Here is a 15,912-nt window from a genome sequence, read left to right on the forward strand (position 1 = left end):
GGGGCGGCGGCGGGGGCGAGGGCCCGGCCGGGGACCCGACGGAGGGCTCGGGCCCGGATCCGGCCCGGTCCGGGACGGGCCGCCGAAGGGCCGGAATCCGGCGCTGCGCCAGTGCGGCCGGCCCTGCCCCCGCGGTGCTGTGCGTACACGTGAAACCGCATGTCAACGCCGCCGGACCGGGATCCGCGGGACGGGCGGGGGATGCCGTCGCGATCGGCGGCCCGTCCAACTTCCGCCACCTGCCACGTTATTCAACCGTGACGACTTCCCGCTGCAGCCCTCTTGACCGCCATGAATTGTTAGCGCTCACAATGACCTCCGCATTCACCGATCGATGCCCACCGGCATCCAAGGAGGTTCGAGCGTCGTGTCGGCAGTGATCCCGCCCGCCTTACCGGCCGGCGCCACGAGGTCGCCCGGAATCCCGGCGTGACCCGGGCGGCGCGGAACCGTCCGCCCGCGACACAGGACAGGACCTGTCGGCAGGCGACCTTGGAGGAGGTGTGGCCGTGAACCCCTTGCAGCTCCGGGCACCCACCATGGCCGATGTGGCCCGCCTGGCCGGGGTGTCCCACCAGACCGTGTCCCGCGTCCTGGGGGAGCACCCCAATGTGCGGGACGAGACGCGTGCCAAGGTGCTGCGCGCCATCGAGGAGATGGGCTACCGCCGCAACTCCTCCGCACGGGCCCTGGCGACCCGGCGCACCCGCACCCTGGGTGTCGTCGCCTCCAACACCACGCTCTACGGGCCGGCCAGCACCCTGTTCGCCCTGGAGGAGGCGGCGCGTGCCGAGGGGTACACCGTCTCGACGGTCAGTCTGCGCAGGCTGGTGGTGGAGACGCTCTCCGAGGCCCTGGACCATCTCAGCGAGGGCGGGGTGGAGGGAGTGATCGCCCTCGCCCCGCAGCGGTCGGCGGTCGAGGCGCTCGCCGAACTCCGCCATCCCTTCCCGGTGGTGGCCGTGGGGACCGGGTCCGGCGCCGAGATCCCCAGCGTCAACGTGGACCAGCGGCTGGGCGCGCGGCTGGCCACCGACCATCTGCTGGCCGCCGGCCACAGCAAGGTCTGGCATCTCGCCGGGCCCGAGGACTGGCAGGAGGCGGCCGACCGGGTCGTCGGCTGGCGGACGGCCCTCGAAGCGGCGGGCATCGAGCCGCCGATGCGGCTGCGGGGGGACTGGAGCCCGCTGTCGGGCTATCGTGCGGGCCAGGAACTGGCCGGCTGGGTGGGCCGCGGCCTGACGGCTGTCTTCGTCGCCAACGACCAGATGGCGCTGGGGGTGTTGCGGGCACTGCGCGAGGCGGGGGTGCGCACTCCCCAGGACGTGGCGGTGGTCGGTTTCGACGACATTCCCGAATCGGAGTTCTTCGCGCCGCCGCTCACCACGGTCCGGCAGGACTTCGCGACGGTGGGCCAGCGGAGCATCGCCCTGCTGCTGGACCTCATCGAGGGCCGGGCCCCCACCGGGACGCCCAGTGTCTCGATCGAACCCCAACTCGTCGTCCGTGCCAGTACGTTCCCACAGGCGCCGCAACCGGGGGACGCTCCCGCCTGACGCGGCACCGGCAGGTCACATTCGCACACCAGTGTGACCGATATTTCGAATAATGATCGACAGGCTGGACGCAGCGAGGTCGGTTCCGCCGAATACCAGCAAGTAGCAGCAGTACCAGCGGGTCCATCGAGTACAGCGGTCCATCCCCGGACCGGCTCTTCAAAGGAGAAGAAACATGCTCAACAGGAGAAACTTCCTCACCGCGGCGATCGGCGTGGCGGCTGCGGGCACCCTGGCTGCCTGTGCCAAGGAGGACGCCGGCTCCTCCGGCACCTCCTCCGGCGACAGCAAGGCGATCACCCTCGGCTTCTCCCAGGTCGGCTCCGAGAGCGGCTGGCGCAGCGCCAACACCGACTCGGTGAAGTCCGCGGCCAAGGAGGCGGGTTACAACCTGAAGTTCTCCGACGCCCAGCAGAAGCAGGAGAACCAGATCTCCGCCATCCGCAACTACATCGCGCAGAAGGTGGACGTCATCGCCTTCTCCCCGGTGGTCGTCACCGGTTGGGACGCGGTGCTCAAGGAGGCCAAGGCGGCGAAGATCCCGGTGGTCCTCACCGACCGCTCCGTGGAGACCTCCGACGAGTCCCTGTACGTGACCCTGGTCGGCTCCGACTTCACGGACGAGGGCCGCCGCGCCGCCAAGATCCTGGAGAAGGTCCTGGACAAGGCCGGCCACAAGGGCGCCGTGAAGATAGCCCAGCTGGAGGGCACCACCGGTGCCGCCCCCGCGATCGAGCGGGCCAAGGGCTTCAAGGAGGTCATGGACGCCGACCACGCGGACGACTGGAAGATCGTCGTCAGCCAGACCGGCGACTTCACCCGGGCCGGCGGCAAGCAGGTCATGGCCGCCTTCCTCCAGTCCAACCCGGACATCGACGTGCTCTTCGCGCACAACGACGACATGGGCATCGGTGCCATCCAGGCCATCGAGGCGGCCGGCAAGAAGCCCGGCAAGGACATCCTGATCGTCACGGTCGACGGCGTGAAGGACGGCTTCGTCGCCATGTCCGAGGGCAAGATCAACGCCATCGTCGAGTGCAACCCCCTGCTCGGCCCCCAGCTGATGGAGGTCGTCAAGACGGTCAACGACGGCGGCACGGTCGAGCGCTGGATCAAGACCAAGGAGAGCGACTTCATGCAGGACCAGGCCGCGGCCGCGCTCCCGGACCGCAAGTACTGACCGACCCACCCACCGGCGGGGAGCCTCCGGCCGGCCGAGAACGCCTCGGCCGGCCCGGCTCCCCGCGGCCCCGGCCCGCTGCGGGCCTGAACCGATTCCATGAGGAGCGCTGCCATGGCAGAGCCGCAGCCCGTCCTGGAGATGACGGGCATAGTCAAAGAGTTTCCGGGAGTAAGGGCTCTGTCGGGCGTCGACTTCCGGCTCTTCCCCGGCGAGATCCACGCCCTGATGGGCGAGAACGGGGCGGGGAAGTCCACCCTGATCAAGGTGCTGACCGGGGTCTACTCCCTGGACGGCGGCACCATCACCCTGGACGGCAAGTCCGCGCGGATCGACAGCCCGCTGCAGGCGCAGCACGCCGGCATCAGCACGGTCTACCAGGAGGTCAACCTCTGCCCCAACCTGTCGGTGGCGGAGAACATCTTCATCGGGCGTGAACCCACCCGCGCGGGCCGCATCCAGTGGAAGCGCATGCGCAGCGAGGCGGCGAAGCTGGTCGACCGGCTCGGCCTCGACATCGACGTCACCGCACCGCTGTCCGCGTACCCGCTGGCCGTCCAGCAACTGGTCGCGATCGTCAGGGCGGTGGGCACCGGCGACAGCGACGGCGAGGGCTCCGGCACCAAGGTGCTGGTCCTGGACGAGCCGACGTCCAGCCTCGACCGCGACGAGGTCCTCGAACTGTTCCGCCTGATGCGGCAGTTGAGGGACGAGGGCGTCGCGATCCTGTTCGTGTCGCACTTCCTGGACCAGATCTACGAGATCTGCGACCGGATGACCGTCCTGCGCAACGGCGCCCTGGTGGGCGAGCACCTGGTCCGGGACCTCGACCAGGTCGGGCTGATCGAGCTGATGATCGGCAAGGCCCTGGACCAGCTGGAGGAGCTCCACGACCACCAACTCCACGCGGACGTCGGTGAGTCGCTGCTGAAGGCGGACGGTCTCGGCCGGAGCGGCGGCATCGCCCCCTTCGACCTGGAGATCAAGAAGGGCGAGGTCGTGGGCCTCGCCGGCCTGCTCGGCTCCGGCCGGACCGAACTGGCCCGGCTGCTCTTCGGCGCCGACCAGCCGGACAGCGGCAAGGTGACCATCGGCGGCAAGCCGGTCTCCATGAGCGCCCCGAACGACGCCATCGGCGCCGGTATCGCGTTCTGCTCGGAGAACCGCAAGACCGAGGGACTGGTCCCCGACCTGACGGTGCGGGAGAACATCATCCTCGCCCTTCAGGCGGCCCGCGGCTGGATCCGGCCCATCCCGGCCGCCCAGCGCGACGAACTGGTCGCCAAGTACATCAAGGCCCTGGACATCCGCCCCGCCAACCCGGAAGCCCGAGTGGGCCAGTTGAGCGGCGGAAACCAGCAGAAGGTGCTCCTCGCCCGCTGGCTGATCACCCAGCCGAAGCTGCTGATCCTGGACGAGCCGACGCGCGGCATCGACATCGGCGCCAAGGCGGAGATCCAGAAGCTGGTGGTCTCCCTCTCCGAGGACGGCATGTCCGTGCTGTACATCGCGGCCGAACTGGAGGAGGTGCTCCGGCTCAGCCACACCATCGGAGTGCTGCGGGACCGCCGGCTGGTGGCGCGGCTCACCAACGGGCCCGAGCTCACCACCAGCAAGATCCTTGAGACCATCGCGAGCGGAGAACAGCAGTGACCACCACCTCCCGCTGGCGAGCACTGGCGCACCATCACCTGTTCTGGCCGTGCGCGGTCCTGGTCGCCCTGCTGCTCGTCAACGTCCCCTTCACGCCCGACTTCTTCTCGATCAGGATGACGGACGGCCACCTCTACGGCAGCCTCGTCTCGATCGTGCTGTTCGGCTCGCCCCTCATCCTGGTGGCGGTCGGCATGACCCTGGTCATCGCCACCGGCGGCATCGACCTGTCGGTCGGTGCCGTGGTCGCCATCACCGGGGCGCTGACCTGTTCCTACATCAGCGACCAGGCGGACCAGAGCGCCCTGTCCGGAGTGCTGCTCGCGATGGGCCTCGGCCTGGTCGCCGCGGTCGTCTGCGGCCTGTGGAACGGCTTCCTCGTCGCCAGGATGGGCATCCAGCCGATCATCGCCACGCTGATCATCATGGTCGCCGGACGCGGTGTCGCCCAGCTGATCACCGACGGCCAGATCATCACGATCAACAGCGAGCCGTACAAGCTGATCGGCGGCGGCTACTGGCTGACGCTGCCCTTCTCCATCTTCGTGGTGGCCGCGGTCGTCGCCGTCACGGTGGCACTGACCCGCCGCACGGCGCTCGGCCTGCTCGTCGAGTCGGTCGGCGGCAACGCCGAGGCCAGCCGGCTGGTCGGCATCAGGTCCCTGCGCATCAAGATCATGGTCTACATGTTCTGCGCGCTGTGCGCGGGCATCGCGGGCCTGATGATCAGCTCCAACACCTCGGCCGCGGACGGCAACAACGCCGGCCTGTGGATCGAACTCGACGCGATCCTCGCCGTGGTGATCGGCGGCACCTCACTGCTGGGCGGCCGGTTCTCCATCGGCGGCACGGTGGTCGGCGCCCTCGTCATCCAGACCCTCACCACCACGATCTACACCATCGGCGTACCGACCCAGACCAACCTGGTCTTCAAGGCCGCCGTCGTCATCGTCGTCTGCCTGCTGCAGTCCCCGAAGTTCCGCGCCAAGGTCTTCGGCGCCCGCGGACGGGCCGCGGCCCCCGCGGCGCCCGCCCCGGTGACCGAGGCCGCTCCCAAGATGGAGGTGTCGTGATGAGTACGACCACCCGGACCCCCACGACGCCGGAAGCCCGTACGACGTCCAAGGCCACGCGCCTGCTGGGCGACCCGCGGCTGCCCGTCCTGGTCACGGCCGTCCTGTTCCTCGTGATGTACGGCGTCGGCCTCGGCCGCTACCAGAACTACGGCTTCGGCGAGCCGCAGGTGTTCCTCAACCTGTTCATCGACAACAGCTATCTGCTGGTCGCCGCCGTCGGTGCCACCTTCGTCATCATGTCCGGCGGCATCGACCTGTCCGTGGGCTCCGTGATCGGCTTCACCACCATGCTCACGGCCTGGCTGGTGGAGGATGTGGGACTGCCGCTGCTGCTCGTCGTCCCGATCTCCCTGGGCGTCGGCGCGTTCGGCGGCTTCCTCATGGGCTACGTGATCCACAACTTCGAGATCCAGCCCTTCATCGTGACGCTGGCCGGACTCTTCCTCTTCCGGGGCCTGTGCCTGGTCATCAGCAAGGAGTCGATCGCCATCAACGACTCCGCGGTGAGCAGCCTCGCCCAGACGCGCGTGCCGCTGGGCGTGGGGGACCTGTCGATCGGTGCCCTCGTGGCGCTGGCCGTGCTGGGCGCCGCCTTCTACGTCCTCCACTACACGCGCTTCGGGCGCCGGGTGTACGCCATCGGCGGCAACGAGCAGTCGGCCCTGCTGATGGGTCTTCCGCTGGGCGGCACCAAGATCGCCGTGTACACGATGAGCGGGTTCTGCTCCGCGCTGGCCGGGCTGCTGTTCATGCTGTACATCCAGTCCGGTGACCCGCTGCACGCCGTGGGCATGGAACTCGACGCGATCGCCGCGGTGGTCATCGGCGGCACCCTGCTGACGGGCGGCTCCGGCTATGTCCTGGGCACCGTCTTCGGCGTCCTCGTCCTCGGCCTGATCAAGAGCATCATCCAGTTCGAGGGCACGCTCAGCTCCTGGTGGACGAAGATCGCCACCGGTGTGCTGCTCTGCGCGTTCATCCTGATCCAGCGGGTCATGACGACCCGTAGGAAGACCTGAGCCGAGGGGGACGCGGACCGTTCCGGCGCTCTTCGCCATCCGCTTTCGACGCGATGGGGGTGGATCATCCTCCGCCGCCGCGCCGGAACGGCCCGTTCCCCACACAATATTCACGGTCGACTCTATGAATCCTGCGCACCGGGAACCTAATCTTCCCGCGTCATGGACTACTGCGACCCGTGCCGACGGCACCTCAACGGCGCCCTCGCCTGCCCGGGGTGCGGCACCCCAGCCGATTCCCTCAGCGCCTACGCCGCACCGCCCCACGCCCCGGCCGGAACGGCACCGGCGGCGCCGGGAGGGGCCTACCCGCCGTACGGCACCGACACCCCGTACGGCGACGCCTACGCGGTCGCGGGCCACGCGGGCGCGTACGGGAGCGAGGGCGCCGGCGCGATGTACGGCGGCGGCGAGATGAGCGCCCCGTACGGGACCGGCCAGACGGGCATGGCGTACGGGGACGGCAGGGCAGCCGACCCGTACGGGACCGGGCAGGCGACCACCGGGTACGAGGGCGGCCGGGCGGCCACGGAGCACGGAGGCGGTCACGTACCCGCCTCCTACGGGGATCCCCGGGCGGCCGTGCCGAACGGGGACGACGGGCCCGGGAGATCCGGGTACGGCGACGGTCACGAGAGCGGTGCCGCGGAGTCGGAGTCCATGACGGAGCCCGGGACCGCCGAGAGCCGGGCCGGGACCGTGGCGGAGCCGTCGGGCGGCCGGGCGGCACGGCGGCGCGCACGAGGGCGCGGCGGCCGGGACGCCGAGCCCCTGGAGGACCCCGAGGGCCACGACGACCACGAGGATCCGGACGACTACCACGACGACGAGGACGGCGACGGCCCCGCGGGCGGTGCCAGCCGACGCGACCGCAAGGCCGCCGCGCACCGGCGCCGCCGACGCCGGACCCTGCTGGTGGCCGCCGGCTTCGTGCTGGCGGCGGGCGGGCTGAGCCTCGCGGAACTCGGGATGGACGCGCCCGGCTCCGATACCCGGCCCGCCGCGGCCGGCGACCAGTCCGCGGACGGTGCCGCGTCCTCGGAGAGGGGCGAGACCGATGACCCGCGGGACGAGGCGGCCGGCACGGACGCTTCGGCCTCATCCTCCCCGGGCACGTCGGCATCCCCGTCGGCCTCGGAGTCCACGAAGGACAACGAGACGAAGAAGGACGAGGACGACCCCGACAAGGACGCCCAGTCCGCGACCACGGGCTCGACCCCCGGCACGTCACCCACGACCCCCGACCCGACGGTCTCGGATGCCCCCGCGACCCCCACGGCGGACCCCACGACGCCGGAGCCGACCGTGGATCCGACGCCGACGGAGACATGCGACCAGTTCCTGTGGTGGTGCACCTGAGGGTGCGCCTCGGCCGTACCCGGGGGTTCCGCGCTACTCGGGGACCGTCAGCGAAGCCGGCCGGTCAGGACCCGTCCCGGCCGTCGGCCGCCGGGCCAGCAGCACGCCGGCGACGATGATCCACAGGCCGGACGCGAGGAACGCGACGAACCCGGCCCACGGAACGAAGATCACCACTCCGAGGACGATCCCGGCCCAGCCCAGCCAGCGCGGCAGAGGCGTGCCGCTGCGTGCCGTGTGCAGCCCGGCGGCCAGCAGCATGACGCCGATCCCGGCGACGAACGGGATGAAGGAGTCCATGCTGAGCGCGTTCAGGGCGTGGAACGTGTCGCCGCCGATGCCCGGTTCGTCGGCGGCGTCGACCAGCGCGAGCGTGGTGGTGCAGGCGAACCAGAAGCCCGCGGCGGACAGGAGGCCGCCCGCGAAGGCGACCTGGGGCAGCCAGCCGTGCCGGTCGGACTCGGCGAGGTGGTGCCGGAGACTGCCGGCGAAGAACACCAGCAGCGCGCCGGCGAGGACCAACAGATAGGTGGCGGCGGCCTGTTGGGCGCTGTTGTCGTCGTAGAAGAACCTGATCTGCCGGCCGGGATCCCCGATCTCGGGAGAGGATCCGCTGATACCGAAGGCGATCGCGATCAGGACAACGGCCGCGACGCCGGTCAAAGGTCCGAGGCGCATGGGAGCCCTCCGATCCGGAGATTCGGGCACCCCTCTTCAGGGTTTCAGGCAACCCGACACCCTGCAAGCGGGGGAGCGAGGACCCGGCCGGACATGGATCTACGACCCCGGCCCCGGCCGCGATCCTGCCCCCGGGCCGCGACCCCGGCCCCAGACACGGCTCTACGATCCTGACCCCGGGCGACAGAACCTGAGCCGCACCCCCGGACCGACAGAGGCTCACTCAACACGAGGCCCCAGGCTGACAGAGCCTCCAGCCCCGGTCCCCAGGTCATCGCCGGAACTCAAGTCTCCAGCCCGGCCGGCAGGCCGACAGAACTCAAGCTTCCAGTTCCAACATCCGCCGCAGCAGGTCCCGCAACACCAGCCGCTCCCCGTCCGACAGCCCGGCCATCGGTTCGCGCGCGAAGCGCAGCCCCTCGCGCAGTTCCCGGGCCACCCGGCGCCCCTCCTCGGTGGTCGCGGCCACCTTCACCCGGCGGTCGGTCGGATCCGGCCGGCGTTCGACGAGGCCGCGCGACTCCAGCCGGTCGACGATCCCCGTGACGTTCGACGGCTCGCACTTGAGCTTGCGGGCCAGCTTCCGCATGGGCAGCGGCTCCAGGGACAGCAGACTCAGCAGCCGTGCCTGCGCGCCGGTCAGCGCGTGTCCCGCCGCCGCGTCCTCGAAGTCCTCGTAGAAACGGGCCACGACGTCACCGATGAGCTCGACGACCTCAAGGGTCAGCGCGTCGGGCCGATGGGTCTTCTCGGGTGTGGACATGAGATCCAGGGTACCCGGTTACTTGACATCCTGAAATATTCAGGCGCATGGTTGTTTCAGGTACTGAAGCATTTGTGCTCGGCGTACCGGCGGCAGGCGACAAGCGTCACCGGCGCCGAGCGCCCCAGCACTCCACAGCATTGAGGAAGGCCCGGTTCCATGTCCGACACCCCCACGCTCCCCTCCGTCAGCCGCGAATGGCGCCTGCTCAGCCGTCCCGTCGGCTGGCCCAAGCCCGAGGACTTCGAGCTGGCCGAGGCGGAGATCCGGCAGCCCGGCGCCGGCCAGGTGCTCGTACGCAACAAGTACCTCTCCGTCGACCCGTACATGCGCGGCCGGATGAGCGCCGCCAAGTCGTACGTGGCCCCCTTCGAGCTGGGCAAGGCCATGCAGGGCGGCGCGGTCGGCGAGGTCGTCGCCTCGAACGCCGAGGGCTTCGCCGCCGGCGACCACGTGCTGCACTTCGGCGGCTGGCGCGAGTACGCCACCTTCGACGCCCAGCAGGCCGTCAAGGTCGACCCGGAGGCCGCCCCCCTCTCCACCTACCTCGGCGTCCTCGGCATGACGGGCCTCACCGCCTACGCCGGTCTGCTGCGCACCGCCGCCTTCAAGGAGGGCGACTCGGTCTTCGTCTCCGGCGCGGCCGGCGCGGTCGGCGGCCAGGTCGGTCAGATCGCCAAGCTCAAGGGCGCCTCCCGGGTCATCGGCTCGGCCGGTTCCGACGAGAAGGTCAAGCTCCTGGTCGAGGAGTACGGCTTCGACGCGGCGTTCAACTACAAGAACGGCTCGGTCTCCGAGCAGCTGCGCGAGGCCGCCCCGGACGGCATCGACGTGTACTTCGACAACGTCGGCGGCGACCACCTGGAAGCGGCCATCGGCTCGCTCAACCTGCACGGCCGGATCGCCGTCTGCGGAATGATCTCGGTCTACAACAGCACCGAGCCCGCCCCCGGCCCGAAGAACCTCGCCCGCCTCATCGCGACCCGCGGCCGCATCGAGGGCCTTCTGGTCGGCGACCACTACGACTTCCAGCCGGAGTTCGTCCGCGAGGTCGGCCCCTGGGTCGCCTCGGGCGCGCTCAAGTACCGCGAGACGGTCGTCGAGGGCATCGAGAACAACCTGGAGGCCTTCCTCGGCGTCCTGCGCGGCGACAACACCGGCAAGATGATCGTCAAGCTCTGACCCTGGCGCTGAATTTCCGGCATGCGGTAACTTCTTTCCGAAACCGTCGCGATCGTGGGCGCGAGTCGCGGCGGACCGAAGAGGAAGACCACCGCATGCCCATTCAGCAGTCCGACGTCCTGTACACCGCCGTCGCCACCGCCGAGAACGGTCGCGACGGCCGGGTCGCCACCGACGACGGCACGCTCGACCTCGTCGTCGACCCGCCCGAGGAACTGGGCGGCACCGGCACCGGCACCAACCCGGAGCAACTGTTCGCCGCCGGGTACAGCGCCTGCTTCCAGGGCGCCCTCGGGGTGGTGGCCCGACAGGAGAAGGCCGACCTCTCCGGGTCGACCGTCACCGCGAAGGTCGGCCTCGGCAAGAACGACGACGGCTTCGGGCTCATCGTCGAGATCACGGCCACGATCCCGAACGTGGACGCGCGGACCGCCCGGACCCTGCTGGAGCGGGCCCACCAGGTCTGCCCGTACTCGAAGGCGATCCGCGGCAACATCACCGTGACGCTCGGCTGAGCACGGTCGTTGCCCACGACGAGGCCGCACCCCTGGACGTGGGGTGCGGCCTCTTGTCGTACGTCCGTACGGGCGCCGTACGGTACTCAGCTCGCCAGTGCCGCCGTGTGCACGGCCCTCACCAGCCGCTCGTTCTCCGGCGCCGCCCCGCCCGGGAAGGCCATCCGGCGCCGGGTGTAGCCGTACGCCAGGCCACTGCGTGGATCGGCGAAGGCCTGCGAACCGCCCGCTCCGCTGTGCCCGAACGTCCCGGCACCCAGGAACGGATGCCAGGTGTCCGCCGTCGCCTGGAAGCCGAGTCCGTACGACTTGTGCGCCCGGGCCACCAGGTCGTAGCCGATGGACTGGATCTGCCCCACCTCGGCGATGGTGTCGGGCTTCAGCAGCGGTGGCCGTCCGTCCAGCTCGCTGATCGCCGCCGTGTACATCCCGGCGAGCCCGCGCGCGGCGGCGACCCCGCCCGCCGACGCCGGTCCCTTGGCGCGCACGGTACGGGAGTTGGCGTACTCCACCAGGTCACCCGCGTCCGGGACATGCTGGTTGAAGGCGATGGCGGAGAGCGTGTGCGGACCGGTCGGCACCGAGTCCAGCAGGGCCTGCTGGGTCGCCGTCGGGATCATCGGCTGGACGGATCGGTAGCGGGGCTCCAGCGCCTCGGGCAGTCCCAGGAAGAAGTCGAGACCGTACGGGGCGCGGATCCGCTCCTCGTACACCTCCTGGAGGCTGCGGCCGGTCGCCCGCCGGACCACCTCGCCGGTGAGCGCGCCGATGACGAGCGCGTGGTAGCCGAAGGCCGTACCCGGCCGCCAGAACGGCCGCTGGTCCGCGAGCCGTTCGGCCACCGCCCGGTCGTCGGCCAGCTCCTGCCGGGTGAACCCGGCATCGATGCCGACCACGCCCGCCCGGTGCGCGAGCAGGTCGCGCAGGGTCAGCGCGCCCTTGCCCTCGGCGCCGAACTCCGGCCAGTAGTAGGTCACCTTGCGGTCCAGTTCGAGCGTGCCGTCCTGCACGAGCAACGCGACCACGAGATGGGCGGCGCCCTTGGTCGACGAGTACACGCCGTACAGGGATCCGGCGTCGGAGCCGTCCCCCGTCCACAGGTCGACGACTTTGCGGCCGTGTACATACGCACACAACTGTCCCTCGTAGTCCGGGCGTTCCCCCGCCGCGAACGCGGTGAACTCCTCACGCACCGCCTCGAACCCGTCCGCGACGGTGCCGTGGATCTCCTGCGTCATCCGCTCTCCTCACCTGTACCGCCGCTCACCCGTCCCGCAGTGAACAATGCGCGTGCGACCTGCGCGAATTCCCCCTTCGGATGGTCCCGGAAGAGGGGTTCGGTGCCGAACAGGACGGCCCCCGAACTGCTGACGACCGAGGCCTGTCCGGCCGCCTCGGCGGGACCGCCGGAGCCGTTCTCCGTCGGCCGCCAGTGTCCCGACACGAGCGGGTTCCCGGACGCGTACGTCTGCTCGACCCGGACCCCCGGCCCGAGGTCGGTGAACCACACCGGCGCGTACACGAACCCGTGGTCCGGCGCGCCGGCCGTCACCGGTCCCGTATTCACCACCCGGACCACGCCGTTGGCGTCCCCGTTGCCCTCGACCGGCTTCGCCGCCAGCAGTCCGGCGGCCCCGGCGAGGTCGGCCCCGGCGACACCGCGTCCGACGAGACCGTGCCCGGCGGCGAGGAACGCGTCGAGGGCCGCGCGGGCCGTCGCGTTCAGGGCGTCCCGGTCCAGGCCCGCCGACACGAACAGCACATCCGCCGACGACCAGTCGAAGCCCGCGTTCAGGACGGCCGTCGAGACCGGCGTGACCGCGAAGTTCATCTCCCGCAGCGCGAACAGCTCACCCGGTGTGACGGCCGCGGCCACCCGAAGCCGCCGCAGTTCGCCCGTGCCGGCCGTCCTGGTCGCGTCGAAGACGACGTCGTAGGTCCGGGCCGCGGCCCGTGCCTTCGCCCGCGCCGACGCCGGCACGACGGCACTGCCGTCCGCGGACCGTCGTACCGGAACACCCTGTTGCAGAAGGGAGTTGAGTGCGGCGATCTCCCGCGGGTCGTCGAGCCGCAGCCGCAGATCGCCGCGCGGGGCGACATACCCCACCGGCACGGCCGCTCCGACTGCCCGTAGCGGTACGCCGGTCAGCGTGCCGGACGTCACCGGCCTGACCTCGGCGCCCCACAGCCGGCCCAGGCTCCAGCCCGAGATGTCGTACATCACCGAGACCTTGTCGCTGATGTCCCGGCCGTCGGCGAGCAGCACATTGGCCAGCCCTCGCTTGGGCTGACGCATGTCGACGACATACGAGCCCTTCGCGTAGGACCGGCCCGCGAGCCTGAAGTCCCGGGTGGCGCGGTCGACTTGGACGTCGTTGGCGAGGAGGTGGTCGACGAGACGGGCGGCGGCGGTGGAGCCGCGGGAGGCGACCGGGATGACGTAGGCGCGCGGGAAGGACGTGGTGTACACGTCCTCCGGGCCGATGCCCGGCACACCCGGCACGGTCTTCTCCGACACCGGGACCTGCGCGGCGCCCGCCGTCCCGCGCCGGAACACCTCGATCTGGTCCGCGACCAGCGAGGCGCGGTGCGTCCGCACGAAGTCGAGGGTGGCCCTCAGGGCGGCACCGGCCACGTCCACGTTGATCGCGGACCGGCGGCGCAGCTCGCTCTCCGGCAGGCTGGTGTAGGCGGCGTTGTTCACGGTCAGGGGGATCTCCACGGTGTGCGCGGCGACCGTGCCGTGGAAGGCCGCGTACTGCGGGGTGAAGATCGGCGGCCAGTCGTCCCAGCCCTCCTCCTGGTCCCGGAAGGGGATCTGCGCGGGCTGCACGCCGTCCTTCGCGGGCGTGTAGCCGAGGCCGTTGACGGCGGACTCCATGCCCAGGGCGTTGGCGTAGGTGTTCTTCAGGAAGAGGTCGTACTCGTAGTTCTCGCCGTGCGGGGGAGTGGTCGGCTCGATGAGGGTGCCGTTGACATAGCCGTGCAGGTCGAGCATGACGGCCGGCTGCTTGTCGATCTCGATCTGCCGCATCGCCCGCACCTCGGGCTGCGAGGCGGTGACGAAGTCCCGGTTCATGTCGAAGCCGTTGGCGTTGGCCCGGGTGCCGGCGATCCGGCCGTCCGGGTTGGCCGTGATGTTGAAGTAGAGGCGGGAGTGGGCGAGAAGGCTCTCGGTGCGGGCGTCGGTGGCGGTCGCGAGCTGCTCGATGAGCCGCAAGGAGGCGTCGGTGCCCTCCCACTCGTTGCCGTGGATGTTGTTGTTGAAGAAGACCGGGGCCTTGTAACCCGCCTTGATCGAGGGATCCTTGGCGGCCTTCGCGGGCGCGCTCTCGATCAGCTCGCGCATCCGCTCCTGGGCGCGGGCCCGGCGGGCGCTCTCCGGGGCGGTGACGGTCACGAGATAGAGCCGGTGCCCGCCCGCCGACCGGCCCGCGATCTCGACGCTCACCCGGTCGCCGAGCCGCTGGATCGCGTTCAGCTTCGGCGCGATGGCGTGGTACGGGGTGAGGCCCAGCTTGAGGGACTTGTCGGCGGGGTTCTCCGGGTCGGGGGCCAGGACCTGTTCGCGCGGATAGCCGCGCCCGGCGTCTGCCGTGGGGAGCGCCGCGCCGGCGAGGGCCCGCTCGGCGGCGCTCTGCGGGCCGCGGGCGGCGCGTGCGTCCAGGGCGGGTCCCTCGCGGGTGACGGGGGGACTCGGCTCGGCGACGGCGGTGTGGGGGGTGAGCAGGAGTGAGCCCGCCGTGGTGACGGCGAGAGCGGTGAACAGGGCGGGTCGCGCAGGAACGGGTCTCGCAGGAACGGTTCTCGTGATGCGCACGCGTACCTCCTCCGGGGCTTCCTGTGATCGGTACGGCGAGATCTACCTGTTCGACTCAACTGCGACAAGAGGGAGTTGGCGCCGCCGTACCCCGGATGCCCCGGATGGCGCATCCCGGGGGCGTGTACGGGGGCGTGCCGAGGCCCCGAGGGGGACGGGCCGGCCCCCGATAGAGTTCACCCATGCGCGATCTGGGGACGGGATTCAAGTACCTTCTGAAGGGCCAGCGTTGGGTGGCCCTGCACGGCAAGCAGTACGGGTTCGGCCTGCTCCCGGGCCTGATCACCCTCGTGCTCTACGCGGCGGTGCTGGTCTCCCTGGCCCTGTGGGGAGTGGACTTCGTAGCCTGGGCGACCCCGTTCGCCGACGACTGGTCGAGCCCGTGGGCCGGCATCTTCCGAGGCCTCCTCACCGCGGTGCTCTTCGCCCTCGCCCTCCTCCTCTCGGTCATCACCTTCACCGCGGTCACCCTCCTCATCGGCCAGCCCTTCTACGAGACCCTCTCGGAGAACGTCGACCGGGACGTCTCACCCGACGGCACCGCCCCCGAGTCCGGCCTGTCCCTCGGCCGCGAACTCTGGATCTCGGCCCGCGACAGCCTTCGCGTCCTGGTCCGCGCCGCGCTCTGGGGAATCCTGCTCTTCGCGTGCGGCTTCGTCCCGGTCGTGGGCCAGACCGTGGTCCCGGTGATCGGTTTCCTCGTCACCGGCTTCTTCCTCACCCAGGAACTCACCTCGGTCGCCCTCCAACGCCGCCGCGTCGACCTCCGCGACCGCCTCGCCCTCCTCCGCACCCGCAAAACCCTCACCTGGGGCTTCGGCACCCCCCTCGCCCTCTCCTTCCTGATCCCCTTCGTCGCGGTCTTCCTGATGCCGGGCGCGGTGGCCGGCGCCACACTCATGGCCCGCGACCTCCTGGAAGAGGACACGGCACACCCCGATACGGAAGACCCCGCCGAACCCCCCACCTGAACACAAGCCGCCCGAGCCCCTCTCAGCCCGTCCGGCGTTTGAGGACGAGGCCCCTTCAGGGCCGAAAGGGGGTCTGGGGCGCAGCCTCGGCGGGGTCGAAGGGGCGGAGCCCCTGGGGACGGGACGGGAAGGGGCGGCGG

The 15,912-nt window shown here is 70.7% G+C and carries 13 protein-coding genes; 9 read left to right on the plus strand and 4 right to left on the minus strand.

Translation table 11 applies throughout. The features are described 5' to 3' along the window. The first annotated feature begins 509 nt into the window (after nt 1–509). The 6 genes from ACZ5VD_RS04125 to ACZ5VD_RS04150 all read left to right on the plus strand — a co-directional run bounded on the left by ACZ5VD_RS04125 (nt 510) and on the right by ACZ5VD_RS04150 (nt 7,843). Nucleotides 510–1,556 carry a LacI family DNA-binding transcriptional regulator gene (locus ACZ5VD_RS04125; RefSeq protein WP_468680585.1) on the plus strand — a complete coding sequence of 349 codons (1,047 nt, stop codon included), beginning with the start codon at nt 510–512 and terminating at the stop codon, nt 1,554–1,556. Between the two features lie 175 nt (nt 1,557–1,731). Next, entirely contained in the window at nt 1,732–2,736 is a 1,005-nt protein-coding gene (locus ACZ5VD_RS04130) for an ABC transporter substrate-binding protein (RefSeq protein WP_468550788.1), read from the plus strand. A gap of 114 nt (nt 2,737–2,850) precedes the next feature. Beyond that, a complete protein-coding gene (locus ACZ5VD_RS04135; protein WP_468550787.1) occupies nt 2,851–4,389 on the plus strand; it encodes a sugar ABC transporter ATP-binding protein in 1,539 nt (512 codons plus the stop codon). After that, nucleotides 4,386–5,462 (plus strand): ABC transporter permease, encoded by a 1,077-nt coding sequence (locus ACZ5VD_RS04140; RefSeq protein ID WP_468680587.1) that lies wholly within the window; start codon nt 4,386–4,388, stop codon nt 5,460–5,462. Before ACZ5VD_RS04135 ends, ACZ5VD_RS04140 begins: the two co-directional genes overlap by 4 nt. Continuing rightward, the gene (gene yjfF, locus ACZ5VD_RS04145; protein WP_468550785.1) at nt 5,462–6,484 is read left to right on the plus strand and encodes a galactofuranose ABC transporter, permease protein YjfF; all 1,023 of its coding nucleotides are present in this window, start codon (nt 5,462–5,464) and stop codon (nt 6,482–6,484) included. Before ACZ5VD_RS04140 ends, yjfF begins: the two co-directional genes overlap by 1 nt. A 162-nt stretch (nt 6,485–6,646) precedes the next feature. After that, nucleotides 6,647–7,843: an SCO2400 family protein gene (locus ACZ5VD_RS04150; protein WP_468680589.1), complete on the plus strand. Its 1,197-nt coding sequence runs from the start codon at nt 6,647–6,649 to the stop codon at nt 7,841–7,843. A gap of 33 nt (nt 7,844–7,876) precedes the next feature. On the opposite strand, the gene ACZ5VD_RS04155 is transcribed toward ACZ5VD_RS04150, so the two are convergent. Both ACZ5VD_RS04155 and ACZ5VD_RS04160 read right to left on the minus strand, forming a co-directional pair. Beyond that, on the minus strand, nt 7,877–8,521 hold the full coding sequence (locus ACZ5VD_RS04155) for a hypothetical protein (RefSeq protein ID WP_468550783.1): 645 nt from the start codon (nt 8,519–8,521) through the stop codon (nt 7,877–7,879). Between the two features lie 319 nt (nt 8,522–8,840). Next, nucleotides 8,841–9,284 carry a MarR family winged helix-turn-helix transcriptional regulator gene (locus tag ACZ5VD_RS04160; protein WP_468550782.1) on the minus strand — a complete coding sequence of 148 codons (444 nt, stop codon included), beginning with the start codon at nt 9,282–9,284 and terminating at the stop codon, nt 8,841–8,843. A 159-nt stretch (nt 9,285–9,443) separates the two neighbouring features. Here ACZ5VD_RS04160 and ACZ5VD_RS04165 point away from each other — a divergent pair, with 159 nt between their 5' ends. Further along, on the plus strand, nt 9,444–10,466 hold the full coding sequence (locus ACZ5VD_RS04165) for an NADP-dependent oxidoreductase (protein ID WP_468550781.1): 1,023 nt from the start codon (nt 9,444–9,446) through the stop codon (nt 10,464–10,466). Nucleotides 10,467–10,561: 95 nt separating this feature from the next. Further along, on the plus strand, nt 10,562–10,981 hold the full coding sequence (locus ACZ5VD_RS04170; RefSeq protein ID WP_468680591.1) for an organic hydroperoxide resistance protein: 420 nt from the start codon (nt 10,562–10,564) through the stop codon (nt 10,979–10,981). Between the two features lie 86 nt (nt 10,982–11,067). Here the strand turns inward: ACZ5VD_RS04170 and ACZ5VD_RS04175 are convergent, their stop codons facing one another. Next, nucleotides 11,068–12,219 carry a serine hydrolase domain-containing protein gene (locus tag ACZ5VD_RS04175; RefSeq protein WP_468680593.1) on the minus strand — a complete coding sequence of 384 codons (1,152 nt, stop codon included), beginning with the start codon at nt 12,217–12,219 and terminating at the stop codon, nt 11,068–11,070. Next, a complete protein-coding gene (locus ACZ5VD_RS04180) occupies nt 12,216–14,801 on the minus strand; it encodes a M14 family zinc carboxypeptidase (protein WP_468680595.1) in 2,586 nt (861 codons plus the stop codon). The genes ACZ5VD_RS04175 and ACZ5VD_RS04180 overlap by 4 nt, the downstream gene beginning before the upstream one ends. 182 nt (nt 14,802–14,983) lie before the next feature. Between ACZ5VD_RS04180 and ACZ5VD_RS04185 the strand changes: the two genes are divergently transcribed. Continuing rightward, nucleotides 14,984–15,772, plus strand: a complete 789-nt coding sequence (locus ACZ5VD_RS04185) for an EI24 domain-containing protein (protein WP_468550777.1) — start codon at nt 14,984–14,986, stop codon at nt 15,770–15,772. Nucleotides 15,773–15,912 lie beyond the last annotated feature (140 nt).

The sequence above is a fragment of the Streptomyces sp. NPDC032822 genome, from assembly GCF_055578825.1.

Excerpts from the sequence above, each read along its gene's own strand:
- ACZ5VD_RS04130 (WP_468550788.1), top strand. The coding sequence starts at position 1,732 with ATGCTCAACAGGAGAAACTTCCTCACCGCGGCGATCGGCGTGGCGGCT.
- ACZ5VD_RS04135 (WP_468550787.1), top strand. The coding sequence starts at position 2,851 with ATGGCAGAGCCGCAGCCCGTCCTGGAGATGACGGGCATAGTCAAAGAG.
- yjfF (WP_468550785.1), top strand. The coding sequence starts at position 5,462 with ATGAGTACGACCACCCGGACCCCCACGACGCCGGAAGCCCGTACGACG.
- ACZ5VD_RS04150 (WP_468680589.1), top strand. The coding sequence starts at position 6,647 with ATGGACTACTGCGACCCGTGCCGACGGCACCTCAACGGCGCCCTCGCC.
- ACZ5VD_RS04155 (WP_468550783.1), bottom strand. The coding sequence starts at position 8,521 with ATGCGCCTCGGACCTTTGACCGGCGTCGCGGCCGTTGTCCTGATCGCG.
- ACZ5VD_RS04160 (WP_468550782.1), bottom strand. The coding sequence starts at position 9,284 with ATGTCCACACCCGAGAAGACCCATCGGCCCGACGCGCTGACCCTTGAG.
- ACZ5VD_RS04165 (WP_468550781.1), top strand. The coding sequence starts at position 9,444 with ATGTCCGACACCCCCACGCTCCCCTCCGTCAGCCGCGAATGGCGCCTG.
- ACZ5VD_RS04170 (WP_468680591.1), top strand. The coding sequence starts at position 10,562 with ATGCCCATTCAGCAGTCCGACGTCCTGTACACCGCCGTCGCCACCGCC.
- ACZ5VD_RS04175 (WP_468680593.1), bottom strand. The coding sequence starts at position 12,219 with ATGACGCAGGAGATCCACGGCACCGTCGCGGACGGGTTCGAGGCGGTG.
- ACZ5VD_RS04185 (WP_468550777.1), top strand. The coding sequence starts at position 14,984 with ATGCGCGATCTGGGGACGGGATTCAAGTACCTTCTGAAGGGCCAGCGT.